The sequence below is a fragment of the Yersinia sp. J1 genome (genome assembly GCF_050586585.1).
In the GTDB taxonomy this organism is placed as follows: domain Bacteria; phylum Pseudomonadota; class Gammaproteobacteria; order Enterobacterales; family Enterobacteriaceae; genus Yersinia; species Yersinia entomophaga.
Genome location: NZ_JBOBDP010000001.1, coordinates 765,058 through 781,414 on the forward strand (window position 1 = coordinate 765,058; position 16,357 = coordinate 781,414).

Genomic DNA, 16,357 nt, shown 5'->3' on the forward strand with positions numbered 1-16,357 from the left:
CTGAAGATTGTTTACCGGCGATGGCTGGTGGGCAGCAAACAGCAGGGTGAGAACTTTTCTCACCCTAATCATGTCATTTTCTATTTCTTCTTTTGCGCCGGTTTAACGCCATCTTTGAGCAACTGACGCAGTTTCTTCAACTCTTTCTGACTCAGCGGCTGTTCGGAAATCTCTTCAATTCCCTGGTTATCAATCTCGCTGTGATGCGTTTTCCCGTCCTTTCGGCCAGCTTTGGCATTTTTGGCTGCCGGATTAAAACTCTGCTCCAGTCGTTCACAGACTTCGGAGCTGAGCGAAAACTGTTTTTCCAGCGCAGCGGCTTTAATCTTTTCTTTTAATTCCAGAGGGATTTTAATGGTTAAGGTCGATACTTCGCTCATCATGTCACCTTTAAGCAGGGGAAAGTACCAAGCTATGTGAGGTTTAGCGCGCTGTCTAGTTGATAACATAAAATTCACAAAAAATTCATATGTCAAATGCAAAAAAGAGCGCATCGGCGCTCTTCTTGTCATAGCTACATGAAATTACTTATTTCGTAATGGGGTGCGAAACCGCTAATTATTGATAAATAACGGCGGTGCCGTGCAGCTTATTATTGCCGCTGGCAGAGGTGATCTGGAAAGATTTTGCCCCTGCGGCCTGTGCTTTTTGAGCCAGCGCGTTTTCCAGTTCGGTCAGAGTACCGGCGTTGCTGACAGAGATTACGCCAGTTTTATTCAAACTTGCTGACTGTTGGGTGTTCACGCTGGTTGAAGCCATGCTGGTGAAAGATGCTAGGGAAAGAACTAAGGCAGAGGCGATATATTTGATGTTTTTCATGTGAAACTCCAGTCCATTATGATTAAGTGGAAGGCGATGTCTTCCGATGGACTGAATGATATAGCATCTGAAATTAATGAAAATCTCAAACTCCTGATAATCTCATTCAATTTATTTGATTTATAATTTACCTTTCTTGAAACTGTTTTACTTTCTACCGGTTATTAACTACCGAACAAGACTGACCCAAATTGACCTTTCCGCAATGATTTATACATTTCGCACCTCTGGCGCCTTGCCGCAGTCATGGCCGTGGTTATCCCTGTCATCCTTAGAGAGATAACAGGGACGGAAATCTGTAATTTCCCCTCGACGCCATGTAGAATGCCGGCGGTTAATATTTTTGAGTGGCTGTTATAGATAGCACGCCGTTAGTCGCGAAAGGCAGCCTTGATTATTTGCATATATTACAGAGGGTAGAAACATGACGTCGGATACTAAAACCAATAATAATGACTCAGGATCTTCCCCGATTGTGGTCGCATTGGACTATGCCGATAAAAACGCAGCTCTGGCGTTTGCCGATCGCGTTGACCCGCGCGATTGCCGGCTAAAAATCGGCAAAGAAATGTTTACCCTGTTTGGCCCAAAGTTGGTACGTGATCTGCATCAGCGTGGGTTCGAGGTTTTTCTCGATCTGAAGTTTCACGATATTCCAAATACTACCGCTAAAGCCTTGGCTGCCGCTGCGGAAATGGGCGTCTGGATGGTGAATGTCCACGCCAGCGGCGGCGCGCGTATGATGACGGCGGCAAAAGAAGCATTGTTGCCTTATGGCGCACAGGCTCCGCTGTTGATAGCCGTGACCGTGCTGACCAGTATGGAAAAAGAAGACTTACTCGGCATCGGTATTGACGCCGATCCGGCCGATCACGCCGAGCGTCTGGCTAAACTGACTAAAAACTGTGGCCTGGATGGCGTGGTCTGTTCTGCGCAGGAAGCGGTACGTTTAAAACAGAGCTGCGGCAGTGACTTTAAGTTGGTGACACCGGGTATTCGTCCCGTAGGCAGTGAGGCAGGGGATCAGCGCCGGATTATGACGCCACACCAGGCGCTGGCGGCCGGTGTAGATTATATGGTGATCGGGCGTCCGATTACGCAATCAGAAAATCCGGCGCAAACGCTGCGAGATATTCGGGCATCTTTGGTGAAGGGGGCTTAATGGTTAACGATAATAACCGATTGGTGTATTCAACGGAAACCGGGCGCATTGACGAACCCGTGGTCAAGGCTGAGCGTCCAAAGGGCGACGGCATAGTCCGTATCCAACGACAAACCAGCGGGCGTAAAGGTAAAGGCGTATGCCTGATTACCGGCGTTGATGGCAGTGATGAAATGCTAGAGAAACTGGCGGCGGAATTAAAGAAAAAATGCGGCTGCGGTGGTTCATTAAAAGATGGCGTTATCGAAATTCAGGGTGATAAGCGGGAGCTATTGAAGCAGTTATTGGAAGCTAAAGGAATGAAGGTCAAGCTGGCCGGAGGTTGATATCAGGATAATACCTGTTAGGGGTCGACTATTTTCTGACATCTCTCATTTATTCCGCCCATCAGTCTTTTATCATCTGAAATAATCGCTTGGTATGCAGCAGGACTGATAGCAACGTTATTTAAGCAACAACTTTCGCTGCGGTTTCAATCACCGCCGCAGCGAAAGATATTTCAGTGGATCAATCAATAAGGGAAATAAATAGCCTTATTATTTACCCACCTGATGCCCGATAACCCCACCAATAGCTGCACCACCTAACGTACCCAGTGTGCTGCCAGTCAGTACGGCACCGCCCACGGCGCCGGCACCGGCACCTATAGCGGTATTACGATCGCGCTTGGACATATTGGAGCAGGCGCTCAGGGATAACGCTAAAGTAATAGCCAGTGCGGCGGTAGCAAATCGTTTAGTCATAATCATCATAAATTCTCCTGACGTTGGCCTGGAATATTGTCCATTAACACCTGGGCTGCCGGACATTATCCCGCTGGAGTTACCTCAATAAGTATAGGCAGTACTCCAACTTTAGCTGGTGGGTCATTTTTTAAAGTAGCGGTATATAAAACGTTAATCTGACTTAAATGCCAGATTAATGATAATTTGACGGAAAATAACCCGTAGAAAATAGTATAAATCACTAATAAACATTTAATAGGTAAATAGTCTTAATTTGACACCTATCGACAGGTAAAAGCGAGGAAGTACGTAAAATCGCACGATTAATCAATAAGAACGATAGCTCATGCTCTCCAATCGATGGTGACTTCCTGATTGCCCATTATGTATGTAGGCCCAAGGTTATCCGCATTTGCTGAAACCTGAAGTCACCGTTTGTTACGAGCAATCCTGATTGGTTGGCCTTTCTGATTAATTATGGACGGGTTTCTCTAGCCACAGCAGGGTATCCACCATATTTTCCATTTTGGCTTCTACTTGTGCAATAGCATCGGCAATACCTTGATTATAATAATGAGCGCCGAGTTCCTGGGTAAAAAAATCCAATAAAAATTCGGCGTCAAAATCGCCTAATTTGAACTGATGTTCGCGCTCCAGATAGCGCTGGATTTTCTGCGCCATGAGACGGGTCTGTTCACGGTTAAATACGATTTCCGCCATCTTAATCTCCACTATTTACGCCGATGGGATGAGCCTGTCTGCGTATTAAATTGTTGCACAAATGGGCAAAAGTCGCGCTATGCGGCGAGAAATGGCGCGGCGTAGTAATGGCCTGACGTATGGCAATTAATCCAGAATAGCACAGGGATTTTGCCTCGATAAGGCTGTAAAACTGAATGATACCTGACAGAGGTCGTCATCTGGCGGAAGGTCTGGCCGTCGGGCTGCGCAATACCCGAATGGAATCATAAGAAACATCCATTTTGGCCCGCTGCCAGCTCGGCGGTTAAACAGCTATGATAGCGATCACCCTATAATACCCTCGATTAGTTTATGATTAGTCATATGATCTTGGCACTCACATTTATTGAATCAGGAGATCCCCATGGAGCTTTATCTCGATACGGCGGACGTGACTGCGGTAAAACGGTTGGCGCGTATCTTGCCTTTACAGGGTGTGACCACTAACCCGAGTATTCTGGCGAAAGAGGGAAAACCGATCTGGGAAGTGCTGCCTGCTCTGCGAGATGCTCTGGGAGGAACCGGCAAGCTGTTTGCTCAGGTGATTGCCCGTGATAGCGAGAGAATGGTGGCGGAGGCGATGTTATTGTCTCAACGCGTACCGGGGTTGGTAGTGAAAATTCCGGTGACCAGCGAGGGGCTGGCGGCAATTAAGAAGTTGAAAACTATGTCGATTCCAACCTTGGGTACTGCCGTGTACGGTGCAGGTCAGGGATTGCTGGCGGTGCTGGCGGGGGCAGAGTATGTAGCGCCTTATGTCAACCGGTTAGATGCGCAAGGTCAGGATGGCGTGGCGATGGTGCGTGAGTTGCAGCAACTACTGAATTTACACGCGCCGCAGGCCAAAGTGCTGGCGGCCAGTTTCCGCACGCCGAGGCAGGTTTTGGATTGCCTGCTGGCGGGCTGTCAGTCGGTTACTCTGCCGGTAGACGTCGCCGAACAGTTGATCTCAACGCCGGCGGTACAGGCTGCGGTCGAGCAGTTTGAACACGACTGGCAGGGCGCATTTGGGTCGCCGATGCTGAGTTAACTGTCCTGTGAATTAGACACTGCGCTGATTTTGGTTTTTCACCCAATAAAAACGCCTCATCGTTGCGGATGAGGCGTTACGTCGTCACTTGATTCCTTGCCTGTCTAGGCGGAATATCAGGCTGGAATCTCTGCTAACACGGGCATTTCCCTAACTTTCCCCCCTGACTAGGGAAACGCGCATCCAGACAATAACGGTGGAATTCCCGTTCGGTCATCGGCATTTTTTCCGGATGATGACGCCGCATATGCTGCAGATAATTACCGTAATCCTGCACGCCAACCATCAAACGAAAACTCTGAGCAGTTCGCTTGGCGATCAGCCTCATTTTTCCCCACAGACTTTTCGGCTGGGGCATCAACGGAGCTAAAGGAACACAGCGCAGGATATGCAGCCCAGATCGCGCAGCGGCAGATTTATGCTGGAAAATTAAACCTGAATTAACCACGGGCGACCTCCTCGCGTAATACAATTTCGCTCTCATGAGCGGTGGGTTGACTGGATTTCAGCGCCCGACGCACCACGAAGAATGCTGAAATCAGCATAGTTACCGCCACTAACATAAAGAAAGCGCAGAGGGCGGCGTTAATCTGGTTATTAAACACGATAGTTTCCATGTCTTTAAAGCTTTTGGCCGGAGCAATCAGTACCCCTTGTTCTACGCCGGTTGAGAATTTCTTTGCCTGCGCCAGGAAACCAATGCTCGGTTTTTCATGGAAAATCTTCTGCCAACCGGCGGTCATCGAGGTAATAAACAACCAGATAGTGGGAACAATCGTCACCCAGACATAGCGCTGTTTCTTCATTTTGAACAGCACCACGGTGCCCAGAATCAGCGCCATCGACGCCAGCATCTGGTTACCAATGCCGAACAGTGGCCAAAGAGTATTAATCCCGCCCAATGGGTCAACCACCCCTTGGTAGACGAAAAAGCCCCAGCAAGCGACGGCGACGGAGGTTCCCGCCAGATTACCGAACCAGGAACGGTTATTGGCCAGACTTGGCACCGCTACGCCGACCAAATCCTGCACCATAAAGCGACAGGCGCGGGTTCCTGCATCCACTGCGGTTAAAATAAACATGGCTTCAAACAGTATGGCAAAGTGATACCAGAACGCCATCATATTGCGGCTATTGAAGACTTCACTAATGATATGAGCCATACCCACGGCGAAGGTCGGCGCGCCACCGGCTCGCGACAGAATGGAGTTTTCGCCCACGTCTTTGGCAATCATGGTTAACACTTCCGGCGTCACCACAAATCCCCAACTATTGATCGCCGCCGAGGCGCTTTCCACGGTAGTCCCGATCAGCGCTGCCGGTGAGTTCATGGCGAAGTAAACGCCGGGATCGATCACCGAGGCGCAAATCAAAGCCATGATAGCGACGAAAGATTCCATCAGCATCGCGCCGTAGCCAATAAAGCGAATGTGGCTTTCCCGCTCTACCAATTTAGGCGTGGTGCCGCTGGAAACCAGGGCGTGGAAGCCAGAGATAGCTCCGCAGGCAATGGTGATAAACAGGAACGGGAACAGGCTGCCGGAGAACACCGGGCCACTGCCGTCAATAAACCGGGATACCGCAGGCATCTTCATTTCCGGCATAGCGAAGACAATTCCGATAGCCAAACCAATGATGACGCCGATTTTCAGGAAGGTAGACAGATAATCACGAGGAGCCAGTAACAGCCAGACCGGCAGCACTGAGGCAACAAAACCGTAGATCACCAATACCCAGGTCAGGGTAGTGCCGTGTAACGTGAAGAACGGTCCCCAATAAGGGTGAAGGGCAATATTTCCACCGTAAATAATGGCGGCCATCATCAGCACGAAACCGAGCAGGGAAACCTCAGCAATTTTCCCCGGACGCAGGTAGCGCATATACACGCCCATAAACAGCGCGATAGGAATGGTGGCGGCGATAGTGAATAACCCCCACGGGCTATCTGCCAGCGCTTTGACCACCACCAACGCTAGGGCGGACAGGATAATAATCATGACCCCCAATGCGCCAAGCATGGTAATCACCCCGGCGAATGCCCCCAGCTCTTGCTTCGCCATTTCACCCAACGAGCGACCATCTCGGCGGGTTGAAATAAACAGAATCAGGAAGTCTTGCACTGCCCCGGCCATCATGACGCCGACCAAGATCCAGATAATGCCCGGCAAAAAGCCCATTTGTGCGGCCAGAATTGGCCCGACCAGCGGGCCTGCACCGGCGATGGCGGCAAAGTGGTGGCCGAACAGCACCCATTTGTTGGTCGGAACGTAGTCCAGACCGTCATTGCGCCGTTCGGCGGGCGTCAGGCGGCGATCATCCAACTCAAAGATATTCTTGGCGATAAACAGGCTGTAGAAACGGTAAGCGATGCTGTAGCAGGCTACCGCGGCGATAACTAACCAGATAGCATTTACGTGTTCGCCGCGGCTGAGTGCCAGCATGGCAAAGGCAAAAGCACCGATTAACGCCACAATCAGCCAGATAACGGCGGTCTTGACGTTTTTCATGAACAACAACTCCTTTGTTGGTAGGGGCAGAGTGTGAGGGTGTAGGTCTATTTGATTAACGACTCGTTAACATATGATCTTCAACGTGGAAGAAAAGCCCATAGAGCGAAATCTGTGATGAACGAATTATTTTAATGTCAATATTGTTTGCATTTGCTGACAAATTGCGAGCTGACAGGTTTTTTTGACTGGGGAAGTCAGTGGGGGAATAGGCAAAAAGAATAAAAAAAAACCGCGGGATAGTTGGCTATCCACACGGTTTTTAACGAACAACACCTAGTTTCAGGCGGCTGGGCGGGCGATCACATTCCGGGTTTCCATACGGACTTCCGCGATGACAACCTCGATTTTATCGCTCTGACGGTAAACCACTTCACCGTTGATTTGTACGGTGCCGGTTTCCTGACTGCACACCATCTCATCACGCACCGCGTGAATAAATGGCGCAGGAATAAAGGCGACCGCGCCGTTATCCAGTAAACGAATGCGTAAACCACCGCGAGTCACATCGATAATTTCCGCTGGGAAACGGGTATCGGTACCCGCGCTTGGCTGTAAATAACGGGCGTACAGCCAGTCACCTACATCGCGCTCGGCCATACGGTTCAGGCGGCGGCGTTCGGCCAGTTGAACGGTAATCTCTTCCTGCGGTTTTTCGGCCTGTTGACCGGTAATCACCGCTTTCAGCAGCCGATGGTTAACCATATCGCCGTATTTACGAATTGGCGATGTCCAGGTGGCGTAAGCCTCTAAACCTAAGCCAAAGTGCGGGCCTGGCTCGATGCTGATTTCCGCAAAGGTCTGGAAACGACGAATACGGCTATCGAGGAACTGGGTTGGCAACGAATCAAGATGGCGACGCAGTTCGCAGAAGCCCGGTAACGTCAGTAGAGCTTGAGGATCGGCTTCCACTTCGTTGGTTTTCAGCACTGCCGCTGCCTGCTCGACTAGGGCCGGGTCAAAACCGGTGTGAACGTTATAGATTCCAAAGCCCAGACGCTCGCGCAGCACAATGGCAGCACAGACGTTGGCGGTAATCATGCATTCTTCCACAATGCGGTTGGCAATGCGGCGTTGCTCAACGATGATATCCAGCACTTCGCCTTTCTCACCCAACAGGAAGCGGTAGTCTGGACGATCTTTAAACACCAGCGCATTCTTCTGACGCCAGGCGTTACGCGCGTTACATACGCGTTGCAGCAGCTTGATTTGCTCAGCGATTTCGGCGTTCTGCGGCTGCCAGTCACCTTGATTTTCCAGCCAGTCAGACACTTCATCGTAAACCAGCTTGGCTTTAGACTCGACCCAGGCGACAGAAAATGAAATATCATCGCCCAGCGTACCGTCTTCGGCGATGGTAACCCGACAAACCAGTACCGGACGGCGCTCATTCGGACGCAAAGAACACAGGTTATCGGACAGATCTCGCGGCAGCATCGGGATGTTGAAGCCCGGTAGGTAGTTGGTGAAAGCACGTTTACGCGCAATCAGATCCAGCTCGCTGTTTTCGTCCACGTAGGAGGTCGGATCGGCAATGGCGATAGTCAGCAACAGATTGCCGTCGCCTTTGTCTGCCACATGCAGCGCATCGTCCATATCTTCGGTGCTGGCGCTGTCGATAGTAACGAAGTTCAGTGCAGTTAAGTCTTCACGCTCCAAACCGTCCTGCTTTAGTTCTGCGGCCACCATGGTTGGCGCTTCGCGCTCCAGATTATGACGGGAGAGGGTGACCCACCACGGAACGAAATGATCGTCGGCATGAGTGATAAAGGCGGTTAAATCAGCGTTGAAAGCGCGATCGCCTTTTAGCGGATGGCGGCGCATTTCGGCTACGGCCCAATCACCGTTTTGGAAATCGTGGGTTAACTCGCGTACCGGACGACAAGGGATAGCATCCCGCAGCAAAGGATGGTCTGGAATAATCGACAGGCGGTCATCTTTTCTCTGCACTTTACCGACAAAGCGAGAGAGAAAAGGCTCGACCAGAGACTCTGGCTCAGCAATTTCACGATCTTTTTCGGTATGAAGAGTGGCGACTATACGGTCGCCGTGCATGACCTTCTTCATATACGGCGGTGGGATAAAGTAACTTTTCTGCCCATCTACCTCAAGAAAGCCAAAGCCTTTCTCAGTCCCTTTTACCACGCCTTCAACGCGTGGGGTCTGAGTGTGAAGTTGCTGTTTAAGCTGCGCCAGCAGCGGGTTATCTTGAAACATATCGTCCAGTGAATGGTGTAGTGAGTCGAGTGATTCGCGGCTGACAGTTTTACGCGAATCAGCCGCGTCGGGCAAGCGTCATATCACTCTGATGCACAAATCCCTTAAATAATTCAGGGCATAATGAATGCCCTGCATAAGAGAAATATTTCTAACTCAGGCAATACGTTGCGAGCGTGGCTCTTGCCACGGACGTATCACCACCGGAATAGATTTGGACGTTGGCGTATGGGTTTGATCGCCAAAACTTGATAGCGGGACTAATGGATTGGTTTCCGGATAATAGGCCGCCAGATTGCCACGGGGAATGTCATAACTGACCAGTTTAAAACCGTTAACCTTACGGGTAATACCGTCATTCCACAGCGTTTCAATTTCTACCTGATTACCATCCGCCAAACCTAAATCCGCCAAATCCTGCGGGTTGATAAACAGGACTTCCCGCTGCCCATAAACGCCCCGATAGCGATCGTCCAATCCGTAAATGGTGGTGTTGTATTGATCGTGAGAACGAAGGGTTTGTAGCACGAAAGGCGCGTTGGTATTGCCAATCTGCGGGAACAGACTGTTTGGTAAAGGCGCGTCGCTGAACTCGGCTTTTCCGCTGGCAGTGGCGAATTTCAATTCGGCGGCGGTACTGCCGAGATAGAAACCGCCCGGCTGCTCGCAACGGGCGTTAAAATCGCTAAAACCCGGCACTGTGGCGGCGATATGGTCGCGAATCAAGTGATAATCGTCCGCTAACGCTAGCCAGTTCAGTTTATCGCAGCCCAGCACTGCATCGGCGATGGCACAGACAATGGCGGTCTCCGAACGTTGGCTATCGGACAGCGGTTTACCCACGCCTTCAGAAGCGTGCACCATGCTAAAGGAGTCCTCTACGGTGATGTATTGCGAGCCGGTGGCTTGCATATCTCGTTCGGTACGCCCCAACGTCGGCAGAATTAAGGCGTCGGCACCGGTCACCAAATGGCTGCGATTCAGCTTGGTGCTGATATGCACGGTTAAATCACAGCAGCGCAGCGCCTGAGCGGTCCGTTGGGAATCCGGTGCGGCGGCGGCCAGATTCCCACCCAGGGCTATCAAAACTTTCACTTCACCACGCAGCATGGCTTCCAGCGCTTCCACGGTATTGTGACCGGCTTCTCTCGGCGGAGTGAAATCAAAGTGTGCGGCCAGTCGATCCAACATAGCGGCGGACGGTTTTTCGTCGATACCCATGGTTCGGTTGCCCTGTACGTTGCTGTGACCACGTACCGGACACAGGCCCGCTCCCGGTTTACCGAGCTGACCGAACAGCAACTGCATGTTGGTCATTTCCCGCACCGTGGCCACGGAGTGCTTGTGCTGAGTAATGCCCATTGCCCAAGTGAAAATAACCCGTTCGGCATGCTGGTAAACCCATGCAGCGTGGCGCAGCTGCTCTTCGCTCAAGCCTGATTGTTGGGTGATTTTCTGCCAGGAGGTGCGGTCGACGGCGGCAAAGTAGGCGGAAGAGCCTCGCGTATGCAGATCGATAAACGTCTGATCGAAAATGCCGTCTAACCCCATAGAGAGCTGCTCGCGATGCGTTTCCAGCAGGGCTTTCACCATACCGCGCACCGCCGCCATATCACCGCCTAAATTCGGCTGATAATAGGATGAGCTGATCGGAGAAGACTTCGGCGTAAGCAGCTCAATCGGGTTCTGCGGGTCGGCAAAACGCTCCAGACCGCGTTCCCGCAGCGTATTAAAACTGACAATGCGCGCGCCGCGATCCTTGGCGTGACGCAGGCTGTGCAACATTCGCGGATGATTGGTGCCGGGATTTTGGCCAAAGACAAAAATGGCGTCCGCCCGTTCAAAATCTTCCATACGAATGGTGCCTTTACCCACGCCGATACTTTGGCTTAGCCCGGTGCCGCTGGCTTCATGGCACATATTCGAACAATCAGGAAAATTATTCGTACCCAGCATTCGGCCAAACAGTTGGTATAAATAGGACGCTTCGTTACTGGCGCGACCGGAGGTATACAACTCTAACTGATTCGGATTATTCATCGCGCCGATGTGATGGGCAATCAACCCCAACGCTTCTTCCCAGCTTACCGGGCGATAGCGGTCGCTGCTGGCATCGTAGCGCATTGGGTGGGTAATACGGCCTTGGTATTCCAGAAAGTAATCGCTTTGCTGGCTAAGCGTTGTCACGGTATGCGTGGCGAAGAATTCTGGATCGACGGCTTTGCGCGTAGCCTCCCAACTGACGGCTTTGGCACCGTTCTCGCAAAAACTGAAGGTGCTGTGATTATCATCACCCCAGGCACAGCCGGGACAGTCAAAACCTTTGACCTGATTGACCCGCAGCAGATTACGGATATTGGCAAGCGCACGTTTGCTGTCCAGCACAAAACGGGTCGTAGCTTCCAGGGAACCCCAACCACCGGCTGCGGCAGTATAAGGTTTGATCGATGGTTTGAATTTCATGATTAATGGCCGCAGATGTTGTTTCGAATAAGTAAATTATTATTTAAATACTTGAGAATAATTTGTCACAAGTCTAGTGCGGCGGCGGGAGGGCGTCTAATCGAATGCCGCAATCGCGGCATAGAGGATATTTATCGCGGTAAAATAGCGTTGATTTGGGATGAGGCTAGGCTGTGAAGCGCGGCTTTGCGGGATAGCAGGGCGAACATCATCAGTTTTCCGGGTAAACCTTATCTTTAAATTCGCATAAATCTTCAATAATGCAGGAACCACAGCGAGGTTTACGGGCAATACAGGTGTATCTGCCGTGTAAAATCAACCAGTGGTGACAGTCCTGCTTGAACTCGGCGGGCACGACTTTCAGCAACTTTTCTTCAACCTGATCGACATTCTTACCAGGGGCAAAGTGGGTGCGGTTACAGACCCGGAAAATATGGGTATCGACGGCGATAGTCGGCCAACCAAAAGCGGTGTTCAGTACCACGTTGGCCGTTTTGCGGCCCACCCCCGGCAGTGCTTCCAGTGCCGCCCGATCCTCCGGTACTTCCCCCTGATGTTTTTCCAGCAGAATGCAGCAGGTTTTAATCACATTTTCCGCTTTGGTATTAAACAGCCCAATGGTTTTGATATAGGACTTCAAACCGTCCACGCCCAAATCCAGTATGGCCTGCGGCGTATTCGCCACCGGATACAGCTTGGCGGTAGCTTTATTGACGCTGACATCAGTTGCCTGTGCCGATAGCAGCACCGCAATGAGTAGCTCAAACGGGCTGGTAAACATCAATTCGGTGGTTGGGTGCGGATTGTTCTCGCGCAGGCGAGTCAAAATCTCGATGCGTTTCTGTTTATTCATCAGGCTTTCTCAACCATTCCTTTGGGCACCGCCTCAGCGGCGACTCGCCGGGCTTTACGGGCTTTCATTTTTTCATCAATCACATATTTTACTGCCAGTAATAATCCGAGGCCGATAAAAGCGCCGGGCGGCAGCATGGCCAGAAGAAACGGACTATCCAGATGCACGATTTGAACCCGCAGCACCTTAGCCCAGTTGCCCAGCAGCAGATCTGCGCCGTCGAATAGGGTGCCGTTGCCCAGAATTTCCCGCAGCGAACCGAGAACAAACAGAGCGCCGGTTGCGCCTAACCCCATTGCCAGCCCGTCCAGCGCCGAGAGCCCGATTGGATTTTTGGCAGCATAAGCTTCGGCGCGGCCAATCACGATACAGTTGGTCACGATAAGCGGAATAAAGATCCCTAAAGACTGATATAAACCAAAGGCATAAGCATTAATCAGCATTTGAACCGTGCTCACTACCGAGGCGATAATCATCACGTAAATAGGGATGCGAATCTCGTTTGGCACCCAACGGCGTAGGGCTGAAACGGCCGTATTGGTACAGACCAGCACCAACGTCGTCGCCAGCCCCAGCCCAAGGGCGTTAGTCGCGGTGGAGGAGACCGCCAGCAAAGGGCACAGCCCCAGCAATTGCACCAGCGCAGAGTTATTCTTCCACAACCCTTGCACCATCAAATTCTTAGCTTCACTCATTGTTCAACTCCGCAAGTTGGCAGGGTAGACAGCCTGGCTGGCAGGGTTTCCATAAACAGCGCGGTATTTTTAACGGCGCGAACTACCGCCCTTGGGGTGATGGTGGCACCGGTAAATTGATCGAAAGTACCGCCGTCTTTAATGACTGCCCAGCGCTTATCGTCTTTGCCTTCAACCTGTTGATTACTGAAACGGGTAATCCAGTCAGAAATGCGAATATCAATTTTATCTCCCAACCCAGGCGTTTCGTGATGTTCCATCACCCGGCTGCCGAGGACTTTACCTTGAAAATCTGCGCCAACCAACAGCTGAATAGCACCGGAATAGCCATCTGGCGCGGTACTCTCTATGGCGGCGGCAACGGGCTTGCCGTCTTTACGCGCCAGATACAGGCGATGTGGCGCGGTGTTGCCTAATGCCGGATCAGTGACAACGTAACACTCACCCTGCATATCGTTATCGTATAACTCTGCGGGAACCACTTGATCTAACAATGCCTTCTGCTGCAAGGCTGCCTGATGAGCAATGGTATTTTGTGTCAGGCTGTTCACTACGGCGGTCAGGCCGGTGGCCAGCGCGGCAAAGACGGCCAGCGTCACGCCGTGACGTTTCATGGTAGCTAGCATGGCACTCTCCTTACTTGTGGCCGTAAACGCGTGGCTGGGTGTAATGATCGATCAACGGCACGGTGATATTCGCCAGTAGCACGGCAAAGGCGACGCCGTCCGGATAGCCGCCGTAAACGCGAATTAACCAGACCAGCAACCCGATCAGTGCGCCAAAAATCAGGCGACCACGCGGTGTCGTGGAGGCGCTAACCGGATCGGTCGCAATAAAGAAGGCCCCCAGCATGGTCGCGCCAGAGAACAAATGCAGCATTGGCGAACCGAAGCTTTCCGGTGCCAGCAGCCAGCTTAATCCGGCGCAGACGCTCAAAGACAGCAGAAAACTGAACGGAATATGCCAGTGAATGACTTTTCGCCACAGTAAGAACAGGCCGCCGGCTAAAAAGCCAAGGTTAATCCACTGCCAGCCTAAACCGGCCAGAACGCCGCCAAATAGCGGTTGCTGTAGAATTTCTCTCGCCGGCAGGCTGCGCAGCGAGGTTTTGAAGCTGTCCAACGGCGTCGCCTGGCTGACGCCGTCATAGCCTAGCTGTAAATCACGAATGCTCGCGCCTTGAGAGGTGTGGCCGGTAAAAATGGTCAACAGACTGTCGTAAAAACCAATGCTATTGGCTTGCAGGCTGATCGGGGGCATCCAGCTGGTCATTTGCACCGGGAAAGAGATCAGCAACACCACATAACCCACCATCGCCGGATTGAAAGGATTTTGCCCTAAACCGCCATACAATTGCTTGGCAATGACGATCGCAAAAAAGGTGCCCAACACGATCATCCACCACGGAGCCAGCGGCGGCAGGCTAATTCCCAGTAGCAAACCGGTAAGTAGCGCAGAATTGTCGGCCAGCCGCGTTTTAATCGGCTGTTTACGTAAAGCCAGCACTGCACTTTCGGTCAGCACTGCGGTTATCATGGCCAGCACCATCTGAATCAGGCTACCAAAACCGAAGAAATAGGTCTGAGCGGCGATGCCGGGAAGACAGGCCAGCATCACCAGCACCATAATGCTGCGGGTGCTGCGCTGATTATGAGTGAAAGGGGAACTGGCTATTTGTAACCCTTTGGTGAGGGTGTGTTGCACTGGCCTGAATTTCATGAAGTTACAACCATAGGTTCGTATCGGTAATCAAGGTTCTTAACGTTGTTGTGCGCCGCCGGGCGGGGTACTTGCCGGGGAAACACACTTGGCCATTAGGGATATATTGGGCTGGCGCATTCTACCCTAATCACGGCAAGGGTAATACGTCTTAATTATAAGGGTATTATCCCGATAAAGGAGAAATGATTAAACGATGCTAATCGGAAGGTGATTATTCGCAGTGTACATTTCTCTTGCATTTCTGCACTAATTAGTGACAACGCGTTCGGTAAAAATGCACTTTTATTTATGTGGCTACCGGTTTGTTACTTAAAAGTAATGAAAGTCGCATCAAAAAAGCAAGGCTTGTATATTAATGTAAATCAACTAACACCCTGTATTTATACGTATTATTTGTTGATTTTAGCCTTGGCTAAAAAACCATTGGTTTCAGGTCAGATTAATGTAGTATGCAGTGTAATTATATATTTGAAGATCTCAGTAATGATGAACGAAGACGTATTGTTTATTGAAGAACTTATTGAATGGATCGAAATTAATTTAGAGAAAAGACCGACGTTGGATGATGTTGCCAAAATCTCGGGTTATTCAAAATGGCACCTACAACGGAAGTTTAAAAGTATTGTCGGCCTGCAACTGGCGTCTTATATCCGTGGTCGGGTTTTGACTCGCGCGGCGGTGGCGCTGCGTATTTCTCGCCGTCCTATCATCGAAATTTCCGATGCGTTGGGCTTTGACTCGCAGCAAACTTTTACCCGTACGTTTAAGAAACGTTTTGGCACCACGCCCAACCATTTCCGTCTACAGGATAAATGGAACGTAGAGGGCATGATCCCGCGCTTTAGTTTCTATGAGAACTATACGCCGGAGATTAAACCTCTGACGCTGGAAGCCAAAGAGCTGGTCGGTATTACTCGCCGTCTGAACTTTGATGAACGTAATCTATGCAGCGGACAGCATGCGTCCTGCATGGCAATGAAGGATGAGATTCTGCTCGATTTCTTTAAGGAGATGAATTTCACCAGCCAGCGGATTTATGCGGTTTTCTCAGTCGATCCTGACGAGCGAGATCAAAGCAGCTTCTATTACTCAACGGCGGTAGATAAAGATCAGCGCCATGAGTTGCAAGGTAATAGCGAAACCAACAGTTTCACCATCCCAGGGGGGGAATTTCTGTCTATTTCTCATCAGGGTAGTGCGAAGGAATGCGTGAAGTTTTCTTCTTATTTGTTCAATGAGGTTTTGCCGAAGATTCGAGAGGAAGTGAAGGGCAGCATTGAGATGGAAGTGATTGAAGTAGAGCACTGTCATTCGGAAGCGAAAATGCGTGATATCGACGTGGTATATCAGTATTTGATTTCCGTAGATTAATCCAGTTTTCACTCCCCCGCATCTGATCGTTCGGCCATCCAAGTAACGGGAT

16 protein-coding genes are annotated in these 16,357 nt (G+C 50.8%); 4 read left to right on the top strand and 12 right to left on the bottom strand.

What is annotated here, in order from left to right; all coding sequences use genetic code 11:
- Positions 1 to 80 precede the first annotated feature (80 nt).
- Positions 81 to 380: an Arc family DNA-binding protein gene (locus tag ACQ4OC_RS03270; protein WP_064513670.1), complete on the bottom strand. Its 300-nt coding sequence runs from the start codon at positions 378 to 380 to the stop codon at positions 81 to 83.
- Positions 381 to 558: 178 nt separating this feature from the next.
- Entirely contained in the window at positions 559 to 819 is a 261-nt protein-coding gene (gene bhsA, locus ACQ4OC_RS03275; RefSeq protein WP_064513671.1) for a multiple stress resistance protein BhsA, read from the bottom strand.
- Positions 820 to 1,243: 424 nt separating this feature from the next.
- Between bhsA and pyrF the strand changes: the two genes are divergently transcribed.
- Positions 1,244 to 1,981 carry an orotidine-5'-phosphate decarboxylase gene (gene pyrF / locus ACQ4OC_RS03280; protein ID WP_064513673.1) on the top strand — a complete coding sequence of 246 codons (738 nt, stop codon included), beginning with the start codon at positions 1,244 to 1,246 and terminating at the stop codon, positions 1,979 to 1,981.
- Entirely contained in the window at positions 1,981 to 2,307 is a 327-nt protein-coding gene (yciH, locus tag ACQ4OC_RS03285) for a stress response translation initiation inhibitor YciH (RefSeq protein ID WP_064513675.1), read from the top strand. The genes pyrF and yciH overlap by 1 nt, the downstream gene beginning before the upstream one ends.
- A gap of 210 nt (positions 2,308 to 2,517) precedes the next feature.
- Here yciH and osmB read toward each other — a convergent pair whose 3' ends face one another.
- Together osmB and ACQ4OC_RS03295 are read right to left on the bottom strand one after the other, a co-directional pair.
- A complete protein-coding gene (gene osmB / locus ACQ4OC_RS03290; protein WP_064513677.1) occupies positions 2,518 to 2,733 on the bottom strand; it encodes an osmotically-inducible lipoprotein OsmB in 216 nt (71 codons plus the stop codon).
- A 444-nt stretch (positions 2,734 to 3,177) separates the two neighbouring features.
- Positions 3,178 to 3,426: a DUF2164 domain-containing protein gene (locus ACQ4OC_RS03295; RefSeq protein ID WP_064513679.1), complete on the bottom strand. Its 249-nt coding sequence runs from the start codon at positions 3,424 to 3,426 to the stop codon at positions 3,178 to 3,180.
- Between the two features lie 385 nt (positions 3,427 to 3,811).
- Here ACQ4OC_RS03295 and fsa point away from each other — a divergent pair, with 385 nt between their 5' ends.
- On the top strand, positions 3,812 to 4,477 hold the full coding sequence (fsa, locus tag ACQ4OC_RS03300; RefSeq protein ID WP_064513681.1) for a fructose-6-phosphate aldolase: 666 nt from the start codon (positions 3,812 to 3,814) through the stop codon (positions 4,475 to 4,477).
- Between the two features lie 133 nt (positions 4,478 to 4,610).
- On the opposite strand, the gene ACQ4OC_RS03305 is transcribed toward fsa, so the two are convergent.
- From ACQ4OC_RS03305 to rsxD, 8 genes are all read right to left on the bottom strand, one after another.
- Positions 4,611 to 4,925 (bottom strand): YbdD/YjiX family protein, encoded by a 315-nt coding sequence (locus ACQ4OC_RS03305; RefSeq protein ID WP_430970925.1) that lies wholly within the window; start codon positions 4,923 to 4,925, stop codon positions 4,611 to 4,613.
- Positions 4,918 to 6,984: a carbon starvation CstA family protein gene (locus ACQ4OC_RS03310; protein WP_430970926.1), complete on the bottom strand. Its 2,067-nt coding sequence runs from the start codon at positions 6,982 to 6,984 to the stop codon at positions 4,918 to 4,920. Before ACQ4OC_RS03310 ends, ACQ4OC_RS03305 begins: the two co-directional genes overlap by 8 nt.
- Before the next feature lie 282 nt (positions 6,985 to 7,266).
- Positions 7,267 to 9,201 (bottom strand): exoribonuclease II, encoded by a 1,935-nt coding sequence (locus ACQ4OC_RS03315; protein WP_064513687.1) that lies wholly within the window; start codon positions 9,199 to 9,201, stop codon positions 7,267 to 7,269.
- Positions 9,202 to 9,357: 156 nt separating this feature from the next.
- Complete coding sequence (locus tag ACQ4OC_RS03320) at positions 9,358 to 11,664, bottom strand: FdhF/YdeP family oxidoreductase (RefSeq protein ID WP_430970927.1); 2,307 nt, start codon at positions 11,662 to 11,664, stop codon at positions 9,358 to 9,360.
- 211 nt (positions 11,665 to 11,875) lie between these two features.
- The gene (gene nth, locus ACQ4OC_RS03325) at positions 11,876 to 12,517 is read right to left on the bottom strand and encodes an endonuclease III (RefSeq protein ID WP_064513691.1); all 642 of its coding nucleotides are present in this window, start codon (positions 12,515 to 12,517) and stop codon (positions 11,876 to 11,878) included.
- Positions 12,517 to 13,212: an electron transport complex subunit E gene (locus tag ACQ4OC_RS03330; protein ID WP_064513693.1), complete on the bottom strand. Its 696-nt coding sequence runs from the start codon at positions 13,210 to 13,212 to the stop codon at positions 12,517 to 12,519. Before ACQ4OC_RS03330 ends, nth begins: the two co-directional genes overlap by 1 nt.
- On the bottom strand, positions 13,209 to 13,838 hold the full coding sequence (gene rsxG / locus ACQ4OC_RS03335) for an electron transport complex subunit RsxG (protein WP_064513695.1): 630 nt from the start codon (positions 13,836 to 13,838) through the stop codon (positions 13,209 to 13,211). Before rsxG ends, ACQ4OC_RS03330 begins: the two co-directional genes overlap by 4 nt.
- A 10-nt stretch (positions 13,839 to 13,848) precedes the next feature.
- Positions 13,849 to 14,931 (bottom strand): electron transport complex subunit RsxD, encoded by a 1,083-nt coding sequence (rsxD, locus tag ACQ4OC_RS03340; RefSeq protein ID WP_430970928.1) that lies wholly within the window; start codon positions 14,929 to 14,931, stop codon positions 13,849 to 13,851.
- Positions 14,932 to 15,417: 486 nt separating this feature from the next.
- Here rsxD and ACQ4OC_RS03345 point away from each other — a divergent pair, with 486 nt between their 5' ends.
- Positions 15,418 to 16,305 carry a helix-turn-helix domain-containing protein gene (locus ACQ4OC_RS03345; RefSeq protein ID WP_120805585.1) on the top strand — a complete coding sequence of 296 codons (888 nt, stop codon included), beginning with the start codon at positions 15,418 to 15,420 and terminating at the stop codon, positions 16,303 to 16,305.
- Positions 16,306 to 16,357 lie beyond the last annotated feature (52 nt).

What these genes read in the sequence shown, in the direction of transcription:
- ACQ4OC_RS03270 (WP_064513670.1), bottom strand. Translation starts at nt 380, where the DNA reads ATGAGCGAAGTATCGACCTTAACCATTAAAATCCCTCTGGAATTAAAA.
- bhsA (WP_064513671.1), bottom strand. Translation starts at nt 819, where the DNA reads ATGAAAAACATCAAATATATCGCCTCTGCCTTAGTTCTTTCCCTAGCA.
- pyrF (WP_064513673.1), top strand. Translation starts at nt 1,244, where the DNA reads ATGACGTCGGATACTAAAACCAATAATAATGACTCAGGATCTTCCCCG.
- yciH (WP_064513675.1), top strand. Translation starts at nt 1,981, where the DNA reads ATGGTTAACGATAATAACCGATTGGTGTATTCAACGGAAACCGGGCGC.
- osmB (WP_064513677.1), bottom strand. Translation starts at nt 2,733, where the DNA reads ATGATGATTATGACTAAACGATTTGCTACCGCCGCACTGGCTATTACT.
- ACQ4OC_RS03295 (WP_064513679.1), bottom strand. Translation starts at nt 3,426, where the DNA reads ATGGCGGAAATCGTATTTAACCGTGAACAGACCCGTCTCATGGCGCAG.
- fsa (WP_064513681.1), top strand. Translation starts at nt 3,812, where the DNA reads ATGGAGCTTTATCTCGATACGGCGGACGTGACTGCGGTAAAACGGTTG.
- ACQ4OC_RS03310 (WP_430970926.1), bottom strand. Translation starts at nt 6,984, where the DNA reads ATGAAAAACGTCAAGACCGCCGTTATCTGGCTGATTGTGGCGTTAATC.
- ACQ4OC_RS03315 (WP_064513687.1), bottom strand. Translation starts at nt 9,201, where the DNA reads ATGTTTCAAGATAACCCGCTGCTGGCGCAGCTTAAACAGCAACTTCAC.
- ACQ4OC_RS03320 (WP_430970927.1), bottom strand. Translation starts at nt 11,664, where the DNA reads ATGAAATTCAAACCATCGATCAAACCTTATACTGCCGCAGCCGGTGGT.
- nth (WP_064513691.1), bottom strand. Translation starts at nt 12,517, where the DNA reads ATGAATAAACAGAAACGCATCGAGATTTTGACTCGCCTGCGCGAGAAC.
- ACQ4OC_RS03330 (WP_064513693.1), bottom strand. Translation starts at nt 13,212, where the DNA reads ATGAGTGAAGCTAAGAATTTGATGGTGCAAGGGTTGTGGAAGAATAAC.
- rsxG (WP_064513695.1), bottom strand. Translation starts at nt 13,838, where the DNA reads ATGCTAGCTACCATGAAACGTCACGGCGTGACGCTGGCCGTCTTTGCC.
- rsxD (WP_430970928.1), bottom strand. Translation starts at nt 14,931, where the DNA reads ATGAAATTCAGGCCAGTGCAACACACCCTCACCAAAGGGTTACAAATA.
- ACQ4OC_RS03345 (WP_120805585.1), top strand. Translation starts at nt 15,418, where the DNA reads ATGATGAACGAAGACGTATTGTTTATTGAAGAACTTATTGAATGGATC.